A 17308-nucleotide genomic window follows, 5' to 3' on the forward strand; every position below is an offset into this window, starting at 1 on the left:
CGGTGGATGTAGCTCAGTTGGTAGAGTCCAGGATTGTGATTCCTGTTGTCGTGGGTTCGAGCCCCATCATCCACCCCAGTTAAAAACCCGGCTTTGTGCCGGGTTTTTCCATTTCTTCCCTGTTTTCCGCTTGTGGCTGGTGAAATTCACCGTATAATCGAATACATTTGCATGTATCCGATAGCCAGAGCGTGACCATGACCACCTTGCAGCCGATCAAACGCCAGACCCTGACCAGTGCGGTTACAGAATCCTTGCGCCAGCGCATCCTGTCCGGCGAATTTGCCGACGGACAGCAGCTGCGCCAGGAGGCCCTTTCCAATGAATACGGCGTCAGCCGCGTGCCGGTGCGCGAAGCCCTGCGCCAGCTGGAGGCCGAGGGGCTGATCCAGATCATCGACCACAAGGGCGCGCTGGTGTCCAAGCTGTCGCTGGATGACGTGCTGGAGTTGCTGGACATCCGCGCCACGCTGGAGAGCGAGCTGCTGCGGGCGGCCATTCCCTGTCAGGACGAGGCGGATCACGCCGCCGCCGAGGCCACGCTGAAGGAATTCGAGCAGGCGCTGGTCAGCAACGACATCCGCCACTGGGGCGAGCTGAACGCGCGCTTCCACCTGGCGCTGTATCGTGCCGCCAAGCGCCCGAACACGCTGGCGCTGATCGAGCAGCTGCACAACAAGACCGACCGCTACACGCGGATGCAGATCCTGTTCACCCGCACCATGGAGCTGGCGCACCAGGAGCACAGCAAGCTGTTGCAGCTGTGCCGCGAGGGCAAGGCGGACGAGGCGGCGGAATTCATCCGCTTCCACATCCAGTCTGCCGGCCATGCGCTGGAGGCGTACATGAACTCCGCCGAGCGCCGCTAACCGTCATTTTTGTATACAAAACGCCGTTCCTGGCCTGGGCTAGGGACGGCGTTTTTGCGTGCGCTCGTTGCTGTAGGCGTGGACGACTTCGCCGTGCTGCAGTTTGCCGATCACCGGTACGGCCAGATCGATGGCGTCGTGGTCGCTGGCGGAGAACGGCTGGCGGTAGGTCGTGATCACGCCCTTGACCGGTGCGGGCAGGTTCTCCAGCGCGCGGACGATGGCCTTGCCGTCGGTGCTGGCGCTGTGGCGCAGTGCCGCCGCCAGCAGCAGCAGGCTGTCGTAGCCCTGCGCCGCCGATACCGCCGACGGAATGCGGCGGCCGCCGAAGGTGTGCAGGTAGCGCGCGACAAAGTCCTGCCGCAGCGGGTCGGCGCTGTCGCTGATGAAGGTCTGCACCATGCGCGCGCCTTCGGCATTGGGGCCGGCGTCGTCGATGAAGTTGGACATCGATAGCGTCCAGCTGCCGATCAGCTGCGGCCGCCAGTCCATCTGCGCCAGCGAGTTGGCGATCTGCGCCAGCTCCGGGCCGATGGCGTAGGTCAGGATCGCCTGCGCCCCGAGATCGCGCGCCCGGCTCAGTTGCGCAATCATGTCGCGCTCGCCAAGGCGGAACTGGCCGATATAGACCGGGCTCAGCCCTTGCTGGCGCAGCGCCTTGATCAGTTCTTCCTCGCCGATGCGGCCGTAATTGGTCTTGTCGTGGAAAATCGCCAGCCGGTTCAGGCCGCTGCGTTTCGCCTCGCGCACGATCAGTGGCGCCTGCTGCGCGTCGGAGGCGGCGACGCGGAACACGTAGTTGAGCGGGTATTTCGGCGGTGCGAACTGTGCGGTGACCTTGGGCGCGGTGGCGACCGCGGTGATCGCCGGGATGCCGGCCTGCTGGTAGTGGACCTGCGAGGCCAGCGCCACGCCGCTGTTGACGAAGCCGACGCTGGCGATCACGCGCTGGTGCAGCGTCAGTTCCTTGGCGATGCGGATGCCGATATCGGAGCGGCCCATGTCGTCGCGCTCGATCAGCAGCAGTGGCCGGCCGCGGATGCCGCCGCTGCGGTTGATTTCCGCCGCCGCCAGGCGGATGCCGTTGCGCATGCTGATGCCCATCGGCGCCGAGCCGCCGGTGAACGGGCCGGAGACGCCGATACGGAGCGCTTCGGCCGCAGTGGCGGCAAGCGGCAGGCACAGCAACAGCAGGCGGAGGGTGCGATACACGGGGGATTCCTGATGGCTAGGCGGTCACAATCCCCGCTATTATCACACTTTGGCCCCGCTTGCGGCCAACCTTTGCCCGTAGCCGCCATGCGAACCCAACGCTTTTACCAGTCCCTCAAGCGCAGCCGTTTTTACCGGCTGATGCCCAACAGCACCATCGTGCTGTTCTTCCTGACCATGGCGGTGATGCTGTGGACGCTGGACGCGCGCGAGACCGAACAGCTGCGCCTCGATCTGGCCAAGGACACGCTGTGGGCGGAGCAGACGCTGCGCCTGCGCCTGGACGAGCACAAGGATGAACTGTCGCGGCTGGCGCGCGACATCGGCCGCGAGGCGATCGACGAGGACCAGTTCCTGGTGCAGGCCTCGGAGTTTCTCGCCAACACCCCGGAGATGGCGGCGGTGGTGTGGGCCGACAACAGCTTTACCCTGCGCTGGATCGCGCCGTACGAGGAAAGCCGGCTCACCGTCGGCTCCGGCCTCAGCGGCGTGTCCGCCTCGGCCTATCTGCAGGCGCGTACCGACGGCCGCTCGGTGATGAGCCAGCCCTACCAGCTGGAATCCGGCGAGTGGCGCTTTGACCTGATGGTGCCGGTGTTCCGCGACACCCAGTTCCGCGGCATGGTGATCGGCATCTACAAGGCCAATGTCTTCATCCGTCGCGTGCCGCCAAGCTGGTTTGCCGAAAAATACTATCTGGAGCTGAACAACGGCGAGCAGTCGCTGGTGCGCAACAGCCACGGCGCGCCGTCGTCGCGCCTGTCGCAGACCATCGTGCTGGGCGGTACGCCGCTGCGGCTGGTGGCGCGGCCGGTGCGCGGCGACCACAACAAGAGCCGCGTGATCCAGCTCGGGCTGATCGTCGGCCTGTCGCTGCTGACCCTGCTCAGCCTGATGAGCCTGTCGCGCCACATCCGCCGCCGCGTCGACGCCGAGCGCGAGCGCGACCGTGTCTACGGTCTGTCGCGCGAATGGCTGGGCGTGATGCGCGAGGATGGCTACCTGCTGCACGTCAACCCGGCCTTTGTCGGCGGCCTCGGCTATCCGGCGGAACAGCTGCTGGGCACCTCCATCCTCAATTACCTGCATCCGGACGAGCGCGAGTCGACGCAGCTGCTGTTGCGGCAGGTGATCGAGGCCGGCAGCGTCGACCGCTACGTCGAGACGCGGGTGATCAACCGTGCACAGGAGGTGCGCGCCATCGCCTGGGCGATGAGCCCGCTGCCGGATGCCGGCGTGGTGTACCTGTCCGGCCGCGATATCACCGCGGAAAAACAGGCGGAGCAGGCGCTGCGCCACGAGTACATGTTCCGCAAGGCGATGGAGGATTCGCTGGTGGTCGGCATCCGCGCCATCGCGCTGGACGGCCGCATCACCTACGTCAATCCGGCGTTCTGCCGCATCACCGGCTTTGACGAGGCGGAGCTGATCGGGCTGCTGCCGCCGTATCCGTACTGGTCGCCGGATATCGCCCACCACAACTACGACGCCCTGCGCCAGACGCTGTCCGGCGAGCAGTCGCAGCAGCTGTTCGAATCGGTGATGCAGCGCAAGAACGGCGAACGCTTCTACGCGCAGATGCTGATTTCGCCGCTGATCGACGCCGACGGCCACCAGACCGGCTGGATGGCGGCACTGACCGACATGACCGAGAAGCGCCACGCGCAGCAGATGCTGGAGGCGGCCAACGAACGCTTCATCGCAGTGATCGAGGGCCTGGACGCGGCGGTGGCGGTGGTGCGCGGCGAAAGCCAGCAGCTGCTGTTCTGCAACCACCGCTACCGCGAATGGTTGGCCGCACCGGAGACGGTGGACAGCTCGGAATGCTGCGACCTGCGCCTGTACCGGCTGCTGCAGCAGGCCAGCGCCGACCAGGAGATCTGGCTGGACGACCTGCAGCGCTGGTTCCTGCTGCGCTCGCGCCCGGTGCGCTGGGTCGACAGCGATATGGCGCAGATGCTGATCCTCACCGACATCACCGAGCAGCACGACGCCGAGCAGCGCTACCAGGAACAGATGGCCAAGCTGCAGGCCACTTCGCGCCTGATCACCATGGGCGAGATGGCGTCGACGCTGGCGCACGAGCTGAACCAGCCGCTGTCGGCGATTGCCAACTACCAGGCCGGCTGCGTCGAGCGCCTGCGGCAGGGCCGCGCCACGCCGGAATCGCTGATCCCGGTGATGGAAAAGATCACCGCGCAGGCGGAGCGCGCCGGCAAGATCGTGCGCAGGGTGCGCGAATTCGTGAAACAGAGCGAGCCGGTGTGCAAGCCGTGTCCGCCGTCCGACATCATCGACGCCGCGCTGGCGATCGCCGAGATCGAGGCGCGCCGTCTCGGTTCGGTGATCAACGTGCACCTTGCGGCCAACCTTCCCGCCGTCAACGTCGACCCGATCCTGATCGAACAGGTGCTGCTCAATCTGATCAAGAACGGCATGGAGGCGATGCAGCAGCTGCCGCCGGAGCAGCGCGAGCTGCAGATCAGCGTGCAGCGCAGCAGCAGCAAGCGGGTGGAGGTGGCGATCGTCGATTGCGGCCACGGCGTGCCGGACGACATCAAGTCGCAGCTGTTCGACGCCTTCTTCACCACCAAGAGCGAAGGCATGGGCATGGGGCTGAACATCTGTCGCTCGATTGTCGAATTCCATCAGGGTCAACTCTCGGTGGAAGACCATCCGCTGGGTGGTACCATTTTCCGATTCACTTTGCCGGTATACGAGCCATGACTGCGAGCAAATCCATCACCATCCATATCGTTGACGACGACGAGGCGTTTCGCGACTCGCTGGTCTGGCTGCTGGAAAGCCACGACTACCGTGTGATTTGCCACGACCATGCCGAGGCCTTTCTCGCCGGCTTCCGCCCGGAGGCCAGTGTCGGCTGCCTGATCCTCGACATCCGCATGCCGGGCATGAGCGGATTGGAACTGTACGAAGAGCTGCAGGCACGCGGCAATCGCTGGCCGGTGATCTTCATTACCGGCCACGGCGATGTGCCGATGGCGGTGCAGGCGGTGAAGCGCGGCGCCTATGATTTCCTGGAAAAACCGTTCAACCAGGAGGCGCTGCTGCTGGCGGTGAACAGCGCGCTGGAAGCGGCGGCCAGCCTGCAGCAGACCACCACGCTGGCGCAGCAGTGCGAGACGCGGCTGCAGACGCTGACCACGCGCGAGCGCGAGGTACTGGAGCGGGTGATCGAGGGCAAGATGAACAAGGTGATTGCCGACGACCTCGGCATCAGCATCAAGACCGTCGAGGCGCATCGCGGCAAGATGATGGACAAGATGGGGGTGCGCTCGATCGCCGATCTGGTGCAGACCGTGGTTGCCTACCGCCAGCAAAAAGGCGGCGCCTGACGCGGCCGTATTTCCGGCAGCGACACTGAACTTTACTCGCTATGCTTGGCTCTGTAGCAGGACGGCGATGCAGCGGGCATCGCTGCCACTGAACCCAAGGAGCAGCCCATGTCTCAGGAACAAGCCGATCTCTTGCCGCTGCCGGATGAGGTCGATCCGCAGCGCCGCCTGCTGATTTCCGCCGTGCTGGCCGGCGGCTTTGCCCTCGCGGTGCAGCCGGTGACCGCCGCCACCATCCATACCGACAGCGACGGCTTGGTCGCCGGCTGGCACAAGGCCGGCCCCGATCTGCTGCTGTACGCCGCGCGCCCGGCGCAGGGCAGCCAGTGGCCGGTGGTGCTGGTGGTGCAGGAGATCTTCGGGGTACACGAACACATTCAGGATGTCTGCCGCCGCCTCGCCAAGCAGGGCTATCTCGCCGTCGCGCCGGAACTGTTCCTGCGCCAGGGTGACGCCCGCGGCTATCCCGACACCGCGACGCTGATCGCCAACGTGGTCAGCAAGGTGCCGGACGCGCAGGTGCTGGCCGATCTGGACGCCTGCCTTGAGTACGCGCGGGTGCTGGGTGGCGACAGCACGCGTGCGGCGATCACCGGCTTCTGCTGGGGTGGGCGCATCACCTGGCTCTACGCCGCGCACAACCCGCGGATCAAGGCCGGTGCCGCCTGGTATGGCCGGCTGCTGGGGCAGGAGACGGCGCTGACGCCGCGCCATCCGGTGGCGGTGGCGCCACAGCTGAAGGTGCCGGTACTGGGGCTGTATGGCGGCAAGGATAGCGGCATTCCGCTGGACAGCGTGGCGACGATGAAGACGGCCTTGCAGCAGGGCAGCAGCGGCAGCGAATTCGTAGTCTATCCCGATGCCGGCCACGCCTTCAATGCCGACTATCGACCCAGCTACCACGCGCCGTCTGCCGAGGATGGCTGGCGCCGCATGCTGCAGTGGTTCCGTCGTCACGGCGTGTGATGGCGACGGATCGTTAAAAAGCATTGCGGGTAACCTGACAAGGTTGGCCGCAATGCTTTTTCTGATGGATGCGAGCAAACGATCAGCCGTCAGGCACTGCTGTCGGTGGTGGTGGCGGCCGGCAGCTTGCTGGCGAGGAAGTCGTCGTAGCCCTTTTGCACTAGTTCAAAGGTCTGCTGGATGCCGCTGGCGATGTCGCCGCCCAGCACCTTCAGCCCGTCCAGAATGTCCTTGGCCTCGTTGAAACCCTGTTCGAAGCCGCCGCGCACCAGCGCGACGAAACTGCTGGCCCGCTCTTCCTCACTCATTTCCGGATGCTGCTGTGCGTAGCTGTCGTAAAAGCCGAGCGACAGCGACAGGATGCGCTCGGCGGTCGCCTCCGCGCTGTTGTCCTGCTTGGTGGCAGCAGCCTGCAGTGCATCGGCGCCGAACTCCGGTGCCAGCAGCTCGTTAATCTTGTCGATGGCGCTGCGATACAGCAGTTGCTGCGACTTGTTGCCGGCACCGATCGACACGTTCAGATTGTCGATCAGCTGGGCATTCATCTCGTCGCGCGCGCTGCGCTCCAGCGCCGACGGCTTGTTGAGGCGGCCGGGCGCGGTACTGGCCTGGCTGTTTTGGGCGGCGGGGGTCAGTGACGACATCCCCGGGGTGGCAAACAAGGACATGGCAAACTCCCGCAGGCTGGCACGGCATGACTGGCGGCCACGCCCGACTGCGGCGTGACTATCTCCTTGACGTTATAGTGCTTTTTTCCGCGACTGCCGTTGTTTGCCGTGAGCCGGACGCAAAAAAGGCAGCCCGCAGGCTGCCTTTTGTCGTGACCGCCAGTAGTGCGCGATCAGAAGGCGAAGTGCTCGTCCGCCAGCGTCATCAGCGGCTTGGCGCCGCCCTTGATGGTGGCTTTCAGTGCCTCCACTTCCGGCAGCAGCTTGGCGAAGTAGAAACGGGCGGTGGCGATCTTGGCCTTGTAGAAGTCGTCGCCACCGGTTTCCAGCTTGGCGTAGGCCACTTCCGCCATCCGCGCCCACAGCCAGCCGTAGGTCAGGTGACCGAGCAGGCGCAGGTAGTCGCTGGCGGCGGCGCCGGCTTCGTCGCGGTCCTTCATCGACGCCATGCCGATGCCCATGGTGATGTCGCCGATGTCTTTCAGCAGCTTGGCCAGCGGGGCGACGAACTCGGCCAGCTGCGCGTTGCCTTCGTTGGCCTGGCAGAACTTGTGGATCTGCTTGGTGAACTTGCGCAGCTTCTGGCCCTGATCCAGCAACACCTTGCGGCCGAGCAGGTCGATGGCCTGGACGCCGTTGGTGCCTTCGTAGATCTGCGAGATGCGGCAGTCGCGCACCAGTTGTTCCATGCCCCATTCGCGGATGAAACCATGACCGCCGAATACCTGCATGCCAAGGTTGGCCGCGGTGTAGCCGTTGTCGGTCATGAAGGCCTTGGCCACCGGGGTCAGCAGTGCCACCAGGTCGGCGGCATCCTGCCGCGCGTCGGCATCCGGATGCTTCTCTTCGATGTCCAGCTGCAGCGCCAGCAGCGCGGCCAGCGCACGGCCGGCTTCGGTGTAGGCCTTCTGCGTCAGCAGCATGCGGCGCACGTCGGGGTGCACGATGATCGGGTCGGCGGCCTTTTCCGGGAACTTGGCGCCGGCCATCGCGCGCATCTGCAGCCGGTCGCGGGCATAGGTCAGTGCACCCTGGAACGCGGCTTCGCCCAGACCGAGGCCCTGCATGCCGCAACCGAGGCGGGCGGCGTTCATCATGGTGAACATGCAGGCCAGACCCTTGTTGGCTTCGCCGATCAGGTAGCCGCGGGCGCCGTCGAGGTTAATCACCGCGGTGGCGTTGGCCTTGATGCCCATCTTGTGTTCCAGGCTGCCGCAGTACACGCTGTTGCGGCTGCCGTCGGCGTGGAATTTCGGCACGATGAACAGCGAGATGCCCTTCACATCCTTCGGTGCGTCCGGCAGGCGTGCCAGCACCAGGTGGATGATGTTGTCGGCCATGTCGTGCTCGCCGGCGGAGATGAAGATCTTGGTGCCGCTGATGCTGTAGCTGCCGTCGCCGTTGGGTTCGGCCTTGGTTTTCAGCAGGCCGAGATCGGTGCCGCAGTGCGGCTCGGTCAGGCACATGGTGCCGGTCCAGCTGCCATCGACCAGATGCGGCAGGTAGGTGGCTTTCTGCTCGTCGCTGCCGTGGGCGTGGATGGCGGAATAGGCGCCGTGGCTCAGGCCGGGGTACATCGACCACGCCACGTTGGCGGAGCACTGCATCTCGATGATCGGGAACGACAGCGTTTTCGGCATGCCCTGGCCGCCGTAGGCCGGGTCGCAGTCCAGTGCGGTGAAGCCCAGCTCGCAGAACTGCTTGTACGCTTCCTTGAAGCCGACCGGGGTGGTGACCGACTTGGTGGCCGGGTCGAAGGCGCAGCCTTCTTCGTCGGCCGGACGGTTCAGCGGCGCCAGTTCGTTCTCGCAGAATTGTGCCGCCGCCTCCAGATAAGACGAGAAAATGTCCTGCGTGGCTTCTTCATAACCCGGCAGCGAGGGCAGGGTATCCTGAACTTTGATCAGCTCGTTCAGGACAAAGTCAAAATCGCGCAGCGGTGCTTGATAAGCGGGCATGATGGTCTCCGTATTAATGCACGGCCCGGATGCAACGGGTCGTCTCTCGTGTCGTATTGGGGTGGCGGCACAAAACCGTGTGCTGGGGCGTAGTGTGCACAGCGACGTCCGTTTAAGTCAAACGCTTGTTTTATTTTTATTGACCGGCGCGGCGCTGCCGGTCACGGAAAGGACGCAGGTTAGCGATGAGTGTCAAACGCTGGTTATTGCGGCGTATGCCGCACCCGGGAGAGTGGCTGGCCAATTCGGCCCTGCTGCGGCCGCTGGCCCCGTATCTGGGCCATCCCGCGCTGTGGAGCCTGCAGCGGCGCAAGGTGGCGCTGGCGGTGGCGGTCGGCCTGTTTTCCGGGCTGATGCCGGGGCCGACTCAGATGTTGACGGCGGCGCTGCTGGCGTTGCTTTTTCGCATCAACCTGCCGGTTGCGCTGGCCTGCACGCTGTATACCAACCCGCTGACCTATCTGCCGCTGTACTACCTGGCCTTTGAACTGGGCAAGCTGCTGCTGGGCCTCAATGGTGAGCTGGTGATGCCGCCGTTCCCGGTATTCGATGGCGAACACCTGTGGCAATGGCAGCATGCGGTGCTGGCGTGGACCATGCACATGGGGTGGCCGCTGGTGGTGGGCGTGCCGGCGCTGGGACTGGCCTTGGGCCTTGGCGGATATGTTATCGTGATGCTGTTATGGCAATGTGCCGTGTTGCGACAGTGGCGCAAGCGAAAGGAAGTTCGTGGATCTGACTGAAAAGAAACTGGCCGGCGAGCAGGTGTTCAGCGGCGGCTTCATCAAGGTGCAGCGCGATAGCGTGGCATTGCCGGACGGCAGCCCGGCTTGGCGCGAGTACATCCGTCACCCCGGTGCGGTGGCGGTGCTGGCGCTATCCGATGACGGCAAGCTGCTGCTGGAGCGCCAGTTCCGCTATCCGCTGGCGCGCACTTTTCTGGAGATCCCAGCCGGCAAGATTGATCCGCAGGAGGCGCCACTGGCGACCGCCAAGCGCGAACTGCTGGAAGAAACCGGTTACCGGGCGGCCAACTGGTTTTATCTGGGCAAGGCGTATCCGTGCATCGGCTATTCTGATGAAGTGATTCACTATTATCTGGCGACCGCGCTGACCGCCGGCGAGCGGCAGCTGGACGAGGGCGAATTTCTGGAAGTGCTGACTGTGCCACTGGCCGAGGTAATGACGATGACACTGGATGGCCGTATCTGCGATAGCAAGAGCCTGGTCGGCCTGCACTGGTTGGCCGCATGGCAACGCGGAGAGCTGCGCTGTGAAGCCCTTTGACGCACATCACGAGCGTCGTGGCGGCAAACGCCTGCGCATGGGCTGCCGTGCCAAGATGAAATCGCGCCATACCGGCGAAACCCACTATGGCGAATGCGTGGATCTGTCGGTGGATGGCCTCGCCATCCGCTCCGCCTTCGTGCCGCAATTCGGCGAAATTCTGGAAGTCACCATCATCGTACCGCCGGTCGGCGCGGTGTACAGCAAGCCGTTCGAAACCGTGGTGGAGGTGCGCCGCTGCAATGAAGTGGAGCGCGGCAAGCTGTATGAAATCGGCGCAAAAATTATCAAACGCTAGTTAATTCACCTGCATAAATTGCTTGTACTAAAAAAGTCGCTGGAATGGCGGCTTTTTTTATTTGCAGCAGCGCTACTGTGCTATACCCAAAAAAACAGATGCAGCTTGTTAGTCCACTGATAACTTGGCAAGGGGGAAGAACGGTGCGATTGGCACCGTTCCCGCTCCGCTTGCCTCCAGCAGGAGGGTTAAGCCATGAGCCCCGACATCTTCAGCAGTTTCGCTTCCCGTTTCGATCGCACTCGCGAAGAAGAATTGACCATTCAGGAGTATCTGGAACTGTGCAAGCAGGATCGCACAGCCTATGCGTCTGCGGCCGAACGCATGCTGATGGCGGTGGGCGAGCCGGAAGTGGTCGATACCCGTCATGATCCCCGCCTGTCACGCATCTTCAGCAACAAGATCATCCGTGTTTACCCGGCATTCCGTGACTTTTACGGTATGGAAGAAGTAGTGGAGCAGGTAGTGTCCTACTTCCGCCATGCTGCGCAGGGGCTGGAAGAGAAGAAGCAGATTCTCTATCTGCTGGGGCCGGTCGGCGGCGGCAAGTCCTCCATCGCCGAGAAGCTGAAAGAGCTGATGGAACGGGTGCCGTTCTATGCCATCAAGGGCAGCCCGGTCAACGAATCGCCGCTGGGGCTGTTCAACTACGACGAGGACGGCCCGATCCTGGAAGAGCAGTACGGCATTCCGCGCCGCTACCTGCGTGGCATTCCCAGCCCGTGGGCGGTGAAGCGGCTGCACGAGTTCAACGGCGACATCAGCCAGTTCCGCGTGGTGCGGCGTTATCCCTCGGTGCTGAAACAGGTGGCGGTGGCCAAAACCGAGCCGGGCGACGAAAACAACCAGGACATCAGCTCGCTGGTGGGCAAGGTCGACATCCGTAAGCTGGAAAGCTACGCCCAGGATGACCCGGATGCCTACAGCTACTCCGGCGGCCTGTGCCTGGCCAACCAGGGGCTGCTGGAATTCGTGGAAATGTTCAAGGCGCCGATCAAGGTGCTGCACCCGCTGCTGACCGCCACCCAGGAGGGCAACTTCAAGGGCACCGAAGGCTTTGGCGCCATTCCGTTTGACGGCATCATCCTTGCCCACTCCAACGAGAGCGAATGGAAGCAGTTCCGCAACAACAAGAACAACGAGGCCTTCCTCGACCGTATCTACATCGTCAAGGTGCCGTACTGCCTGCGCGTCACCGACGAAACCCGCATCTACGACAAGCTGATCCGCAACTCGTCGCTGGGCGGCGCGCCGTGCGCACCGGGCACCCTGAAGATGATGGCGCAGTTTTCGGTGCTGTCGCGGCTGAAGGATCCGGAAAACTCCAGCCTGTTCAGCAAGATGCAGGTCTACGACGGCGAAAACCTGAAGGACACCGATCCGAAGGCCAAGTCGCAGCAGGAATACCGCGATTTCGCCGGCGTCGATGAGGGCATGAGCGGGTTGTCGACCCGCTTCGCCTACAAGATCCTGTCCAAGGTGTTCAACTTTGACCACACCGAGGTGGCGGCCAACCCGGTACACCTGCTCTACGTGCTGGAGCAGCAGGTCGAGCGCGAGCAGTTTCCGCCGGAGCTGGAGCAGAAATATCTCACCTTTATCAAGGAGTTTCTGGCGCCGAAGTATGTCGAATTTATCGGTAAGGAAATCCAGACCGCCTATTTGGAAAGCTACTCCGAGTACGGCCAGAACATTTTTGACCGTTACGTGACCTTTGCCGACTACTGGATTCAGGATCAGGAGTATCGCGACCAGGATACCGGCGAAAGCTTTGACCGCAACTCGCTCAACGCCGAACTGGAAAAGATCGAGAAACCGGCCGGCATCTCCAACCCGAAAGACTTCCGCAACGAGATCGTCAACTTCGTGTTGCGGGCGCGGGCCAACAATGCCGGCAAGAACCCGACCTGGACCAGTTACGAGAAGCTGCGCACGGTCATCGAGAAGAAAATGTTCTCCAATACCGAGGAGCTGCTGCCGGTGATCAGCTTCAATGCCAAGGCCAGCGCGGATGAGGCCAAAAAGCATGAAGACTTTGTCAACCGCATGGTGACCAAAGGCTATACCCCGAAGCAGGTCCGCTTGCTGTGCGAATGGTATCTGCGGGTGCGCAAGTCGTCCTGAGCAATAGCGGCGCCAACGTTGGCCGCGGGGCCTGCGGCCAACGTGCGTACCGCACACAAGGCTAGGAGACAATCATGTCGAATATCATCGACAGAAGACTCAACGGCAAGAACAAGTCGGCGGTCAACCGCGAGCGTTTTTTGCGCCGCTTCAAGGCCCAGATCAAGGAGGCCGTCGGCAAGGCCATCAAGGGACGCAGCATCACCGATATCGATAGCGGCGAGAGCGTGTCCATTCCGGTAAAGGACATCTCCGAGCCGAATTTTCATCATGGCCGCGGTGGCCGTAATGATCAGGTCCACCCCGGCAACGAGGAGTTCATCCGTGGCGACCGCATCAACCGTCCGCAGGGCGGTGGTGCCGGCGGTGGCGGCGGCAAGGCCAGTAACGAAGGCGAGGGCGAGGACGACTTTGCCTTCCAGCTGTCACGCGAAGAATTCATGAACGTGTTTTTCGAGGATCTGGCGCTGCCCAACCTGATCAAGACCCAGCTGATGGGCATTGAGGAAATGAAGTCGGTGCGCGCCGGCTATACCAATGACGGCACCCCGGCCAATATCAGCATTGTGCGCTCGCTACGTGGCGCGCTGGCGCGCCGGGTGGCGATGGGGGCACCGACGCTGCGCCAGCTGCGCGAGGCGGAAGAAGACCTCGACACTCTGCTGGAGTCCGACGCGGACTCCGGCCCGGAGGTGCGCGAGCGGCGCAAGCGCATCCACGCACTGCGCGAGAAGGTCAACCGCATCCCGTTCATCGATCCCTACGACCTGCGCTACAACAACCGTGTCAAGCAGCCCAAGCCGACCAGCCAGGCGGTGATGTTCTGCATCATGGACGTGTCCGGCTCGATGGACGAGTCGAAAAAAGACATGGCCAAGCGCTTTTTCATCCTGCTGTACCTGTTCTTGCAGCGCAATTACGAAAAGATCGAGGTGGTGTTCATCCGCCACCACACCAGTGCGGTGGAGGTCAGCGAGGAGGACTTTTTCCACTCCCGCGAATCCGGCGGTACCGTGGTGTCGTCGGCGCTGAACCTGATGCACGACATCGTGCAGAAGCGCTACGCCAACCGCGACTGGAATATCTACGCGGCGCAGGCCTCCGACGGCGACAACTGGGACAGCGACTCGGCCAACTGTGGCCGCATCATGCAGGAAAGCCTGCTGCCGTGGTGCCAGTACTTCGCCTATATCGAGATCACCCAGGGCGAACCGCAAAACCTGTGGTACGAGTACCTGAAAGTGGCGGAGCACTACAAGCACTTCGCGATGCAGAAGATCGGCTCGCCGGCGGACATCTACCCGGTGTTCCGCGAGCTGTTCAAACGCCAGCCTGCCACCCGCTAGCCCCCGGCAGCATACATATGGAGAGCGAGGCATCATGAAACCGATCTCTACCGGCTCCGAATGGACCTTTGACCTGATTGAACGTTACGACGCCGCCATCCGCGAGATCGCGCACGGCGAGTTTCACCTCGACACCTACCCGGTGCAGCTGGAGATCATCACCGCCGAGCAGATGATGGACGCCTATTCCTCGGTCGGCATGCCGGTCAACTACCAGCACTGGAGCTTCGGCAAGCACTTCGTGCAGACCGAGAAAGGCTACAAGCGTGGCCAGATGGGGCTGGCCTATGAAATCGTGATCAATTCCAATCCCTGCATCGCCTACCTGATGGAAGAGAACACCATGACCATGCAGGCACTGGTGATCGCGCATGCCGCCTATGGCCACAACAGCTTCTTCAAGGGCAACTACCTGTTCCGCACCTGGACCGACGCCTCGGCCATCATCGACTATCTGGTGTTCGCCAAGCAGTACATCAGCCGCTGCGAGGAGCGTTACGGCATCGACGCGGTGGAAGAGCTGCTGGACTCCTGTCACGCGCTGATGAACTACGGTGTCGACCGCTACAAGCGGCCGCAGAAACTGTCGCTGGCCGAGGAGCAGGCACGGCAGGTCGAGCGTGAAAACTACCTGCAGCTGCAGGTCAACGACCTGTGGCGCACCATCCCGCGCCGAGAAAAGGACGGCGCCAGCCGGGCGGCACCGCGCTTCCCGACCGAGCCACAGGAAAACATCCTCTATTTCATCGAAAAATCGGCGCCGCTGCTGGAGCCGTGGCAGCGCGAGATCGTGCGCATCGTGCGCAAGGTGGCGCAGTATTTCTATCCGCAACGCCAGACCCAGGTAATGAACGAGGGCTGGGCCACCTTCTGGCACTACACGCTGATGAACCGGCTGTACGACAAGGAGATGCTGACCGATGGCGCGATGATGGAATTCCTGCAGAGCCACACCAATGTGGTGTACCAGCCGCCGGTGACCGCGCGCTGGTACAACGGCATCAATCCGTACGCGCTGGGCTTTGCCATGTACCAGGACATCAAGCGCATCTGCGAGGCCCCCACCGACGAGGACCGCGAGTGGTTCCCGGATATTGCCGGCACGCCATGGCGGCCGGTGCTGGAGTTCGCGATGAAGAATTTCAAGGACGAGAGCTTCATCTCGCAATACCTGTCACCCAAGCTGATCCGCGATTTCCGCTTTTTTGCCATCCGCGACGACGACCGCGACGACAAGCTGGAGGTGTCCGCCATTCACGACGAACAGGGCTACCAGGCGATCCGTGCCAAATTGTCGGAGCAGTACAACCTCGGCTCGCGCGAGCCGAACATCCAGGTGTGGTCGGTGAACGTGCGCGGCGATCGCGGCCTGACCCTGCGCCATACCCGCCACAATCGCAAACCGCTGGACGAGGCCAGCGCGCAGGAGGTGCTGAAGCATGTCGCCAGGCTGTGGGGCTTTGGCGTCAAGCTGGAGAGTGTCGACAGCGACGGCACAGTACAGCAGCGTTTCGACTGCCATCCGGAGGTGGCGGCAGCCAGCCTCTGAACTGCCGGCCGTCGCCGGTTACCTGCTTTGAGCTTGCGGCCAACGTTGGCCGCAAGTCGTTTGTGCCGTCCACTGCGCGGGAGTCGTTGATGTGCTGATGGCGGTGAATTGTGAGCTGGGCGCTGCTGTGAATGTGTTGCCATGGCTGGCAGTGGATGACTAGCGGGGCGGTGCCTTCGGCGACAAGCAGCTACCCGCGGTCGGCCGGACCGCTGTACGGCAAGACTACGGTCAGCCCGTCGGCAAGGTCGCCCCCGACAGGCGACAGACCCGGTTGCGCCCCTGGTGCTTGGCGAGGTACAGCGCCTTGTCAGCCAGCTCGACCAGCTGGTGTTCCGCCGTCAATGCCGCTGCCGGCTGGCAATGCAGCCCGATGCTGACGGTCACCACTGCAGCTTGCGTCGCAGTATCGCTGGCGGCGGGAATGGCCAGCTGCTCCACCGCGCAGCGGATGCGCTCGGCAATCTGCGCCGCATGCAACTCGTCACAGCCATCCAGGATCGCGATGAATTCCTCGCCGCCGTAGCGGGCCAAGGTGTCGCCATCGCGCAGCTGCTGCGCCATACAGGCGGCAATCTGGCGCAGGCAGTCGTCGCCCTGCACGTGGCCGAAGCTGTCGTTGTAGCGCTTGAAATGGTCGATGTCGGCCATCAATACCGTGAACGGCCGCGCCTGCTCCGGTGGGCGCTGGCGGAGGGTGTCCAGTGCGCTGTCGAAGTGGCGGCGGGAGAACAGGCCGGTGAGGCTGTCGCGGATCGAGGTCTCGTACGCCTGACTGTAGGAGCTTTGCAGCCGTTTTTGCAGGCGGAACACCTCGAACAGCAGGGCCCCCAGCATGATGGTGGCGGCAAACTGTTCGAAAAAGCGCGAGGCATACCAGCCGACCGTCAGCCGCTGGCTGGAGGAGAACACCAGCACCAGGTACAGCAGATAGCCATAGCAGCACAGCGCCAGCCAGCAGTGAAAGGCGCTGCGCAAGCGCGTGACCAGCAGCACGCTGGCCAGTGCACCGCCCCAGCAGAGCAGCAGGGCAATGGGCAGGCCGCTGTCACGCAGTGCCCGATAGTCGCCTTGCTGGCTGACCAGTCGACTCAGGTCGGGCAGATGAGGTGGCAACCACTGCGTCACCAGCCATACCAGCGATAGTGCCAGCAGCAGACAGCCGAGCAGGAAGCCGCTGCTCAGGCGCGGCGACAGTGGCGGTTTCGGTTGCCACGCCAGGCACAGCATCGCCAGCATGATCAACATGGCAAAACCGGCGAGGCGGGCGAACCACAGCCAGATGCTCAAGTGTGAGCCGAGTTGCAGACCCTGTTGCCCGGGGAGCACCTCGGGCAGCATCAGCAGCTGGTAGATGGCCATCAGCGCCGAGTAGGCAAAAGCGGCACCGAGCAGGCCGGTGGCGGGACGGCGCTTGACGTAGAAATGCAGCAGGATCAGGTAGGCAATGATGCTGTTGTTGACCGCCAGCGCGGTGATCAGCACCGGCCGCAGATTGCTGCCGGCGGTGGGCTGGTTGGCGTAGGGCAGCAATAACGCGGCCGCTGCCGTCATCAACAGCATCAGCACACCGGCCAGAATCATGGCCGGGCGACTGGGGGCGGCGGAGAAATTGTCTTTCATGCGGTGACTCGGAGCGGACGACGCGGTAAAGGCTAAACGCTGCGGCGCACGG

Annotated in this window: 14 protein-coding genes and 1 tRNA gene; 11 read left to right on the plus strand and 4 right to left on the minus strand. The window is 63.2% G+C overall.

All coding sequences use genetic code 11. The annotated features are described in order from the left end of the window. Positions 1-2: 2 nt before the first annotated feature. Positions 3-78 (plus strand) — tRNA-His (locus NOM55_RS08970). Positions 79-197: 119 nt separating this feature from the next. Continuing rightward, complete coding sequence (locus tag NOM55_RS08975) at positions 198-869, plus strand: GntR family transcriptional regulator (RefSeq protein ID WP_047967180.1); 672 nt, start codon at positions 198-200, stop codon at positions 867-869. 39 nt (positions 870-908) lie between these two features. Here NOM55_RS08975 and NOM55_RS08980 read toward each other — a convergent pair whose 3' ends face one another. Then, a complete protein-coding gene (locus tag NOM55_RS08980; RefSeq protein WP_255908308.1) occupies positions 909-2081 on the minus strand; it encodes an ABC transporter substrate-binding protein in 1173 nt (390 codons plus the stop codon). A gap of 87 nt (positions 2082-2168) precedes the next feature. On the opposite strand from NOM55_RS08980, the gene NOM55_RS08985 reads away from it, so the two are divergent. The 3 genes from NOM55_RS08985 (at position 2169) to NOM55_RS08995 (ending at position 6403) form a co-directional block, all read left to right on the plus strand. After that, positions 2169-4808, plus strand: a complete 2640-nt coding sequence (locus NOM55_RS08985; RefSeq protein ID WP_120811675.1) for a PAS domain S-box protein — start codon at positions 2169-2171, stop codon at positions 4806-4808. Further along, entirely contained in the window at positions 4805-5437 is a 633-nt protein-coding gene (locus NOM55_RS08990) for a response regulator transcription factor (RefSeq protein WP_255908309.1), read from the plus strand. Before NOM55_RS08985 ends, NOM55_RS08990 begins: the two co-directional genes overlap by 4 nt. Before the next feature lie 108 nt (positions 5438-5545). After that, positions 5546-6403: a dienelactone hydrolase family protein gene (locus NOM55_RS08995; RefSeq protein WP_255908311.1), complete on the plus strand. Its 858-nt coding sequence runs from the start codon at positions 5546-5548 to the stop codon at positions 6401-6403. A gap of 89 nt (positions 6404-6492) precedes the next feature. Here the strand turns inward: NOM55_RS08995 and NOM55_RS09000 are convergent, their stop codons facing one another. Continuing rightward, complete coding sequence (locus NOM55_RS09000; protein WP_255908313.1) at positions 6493-7071, minus strand: DUF5610 domain-containing protein; 579 nt, start codon at positions 7069-7071, stop codon at positions 6493-6495. A gap of 173 nt (positions 7072-7244) precedes the next feature. Further along, positions 7245-9029: an acyl-CoA dehydrogenase C-terminal domain-containing protein gene (locus tag NOM55_RS09005; protein ID WP_255908314.1), complete on the minus strand. Its 1785-nt coding sequence runs from the start codon at positions 9027-9029 to the stop codon at positions 7245-7247. 185 nt (positions 9030-9214) lie between these two features. Between NOM55_RS09005 and NOM55_RS09010 the strand changes: the two genes are divergently transcribed. The 6 genes from NOM55_RS09010 (at position 9215) to NOM55_RS09035 (ending at position 15633) form a co-directional block, all read left to right on the plus strand. Next, positions 9215-9772, plus strand: coding sequence for a DUF2062 domain-containing protein (locus tag NOM55_RS09010; protein ID WP_255908315.1), 558 nt, complete (start codon positions 9215-9217; stop codon positions 9770-9772). Further along, entirely contained in the window at positions 9759-10316 is a 558-nt protein-coding gene (locus tag NOM55_RS09015) for an NUDIX domain-containing protein (protein ID WP_047967173.1), read from the plus strand. Before NOM55_RS09010 ends, NOM55_RS09015 begins: the two co-directional genes overlap by 14 nt. Next, positions 10303-10614 (plus strand): PilZ domain-containing protein, encoded by a 312-nt coding sequence (locus NOM55_RS09020; RefSeq protein WP_238377308.1) that lies wholly within the window; start codon positions 10303-10305, stop codon positions 10612-10614. Before NOM55_RS09015 ends, NOM55_RS09020 begins: the two co-directional genes overlap by 14 nt. Before the next feature lie 195 nt (positions 10615-10809). Then, entirely contained in the window at positions 10810-12738 is a 1929-nt protein-coding gene (locus tag NOM55_RS09025) for a PrkA family serine protein kinase (protein WP_047967172.1), read from the plus strand. Between the two features lie 74 nt (positions 12739-12812). Then, on the plus strand, positions 12813-14084 hold the full coding sequence (locus NOM55_RS09030) for a YeaH/YhbH family protein (RefSeq protein WP_047967171.1): 1272 nt from the start codon (positions 12813-12815) through the stop codon (positions 14082-14084). A gap of 34 nt (positions 14085-14118) precedes the next feature. Next, positions 14119-15633: a SpoVR family protein gene (locus tag NOM55_RS09035; protein WP_255908316.1), complete on the plus strand. Its 1515-nt coding sequence runs from the start codon at positions 14119-14121 to the stop codon at positions 15631-15633. Positions 15634-15864: 231 nt separating this feature from the next. On the opposite strand, the gene NOM55_RS09040 is transcribed toward NOM55_RS09035, so the two are convergent. After that, a complete protein-coding gene (locus tag NOM55_RS09040) occupies positions 15865-17256 on the minus strand; it encodes a sensor domain-containing diguanylate cyclase (protein WP_255908317.1) in 1392 nt (463 codons plus the stop codon). Positions 17257-17308 lie beyond the last annotated feature (52 nt).

This window comes from Vogesella sp. AC12, from assembly GCF_024437575.1.
GTDB classification, from domain to species: domain Bacteria; phylum Pseudomonadota; class Gammaproteobacteria; order Burkholderiales; family Chromobacteriaceae; genus Vogesella; species Vogesella indigofera.

Coding starts and splice junctions, on each gene's coding strand:
- NOM55_RS09035 (WP_255908316.1), top strand. CDS start 14,119: ATGAAACCGATCTCTACCGGCTCCGAATGGACCTTTGACCTGATTGAA.
- NOM55_RS08990 (WP_255908309.1), top strand. CDS start 4,805: ATGACTGCGAGCAAATCCATCACCATCCATATCGTTGACGACGACGAG.
- NOM55_RS09000 (WP_255908313.1), bottom strand. CDS start 7,071: ATGTCCTTGTTTGCCACCCCGGGGATGTCGTCACTGACCCCCGCCGCC.
- NOM55_RS08985 (WP_120811675.1), top strand. CDS start 2,169: ATGCGAACCCAACGCTTTTACCAGTCCCTCAAGCGCAGCCGTTTTTAC.
- NOM55_RS09040 (WP_255908317.1), bottom strand. CDS start 17,256: ATGAAAGACAATTTCTCCGCCGCCCCCAGTCGCCCGGCCATGATTCTG.
- NOM55_RS08995 (WP_255908311.1), top strand. CDS start 5,546: ATGTCTCAGGAACAAGCCGATCTCTTGCCGCTGCCGGATGAGGTCGAT.
- NOM55_RS09030 (WP_047967171.1), top strand. CDS start 12,813: ATGTCGAATATCATCGACAGAAGACTCAACGGCAAGAACAAGTCGGCG.
- NOM55_RS09010 (WP_255908315.1), top strand. CDS start 9,215: ATGAGTGTCAAACGCTGGTTATTGCGGCGTATGCCGCACCCGGGAGAG.
- NOM55_RS09025 (WP_047967172.1), top strand. CDS start 10,810: ATGAGCCCCGACATCTTCAGCAGTTTCGCTTCCCGTTTCGATCGCACT.
- NOM55_RS09005 (WP_255908314.1), bottom strand. CDS start 9,029: ATGCCCGCTTATCAAGCACCGCTGCGCGATTTTGACTTTGTCCTGAAC.
- NOM55_RS08975 (WP_047967180.1), top strand. CDS start 198: ATGACCACCTTGCAGCCGATCAAACGCCAGACCCTGACCAGTGCGGTT.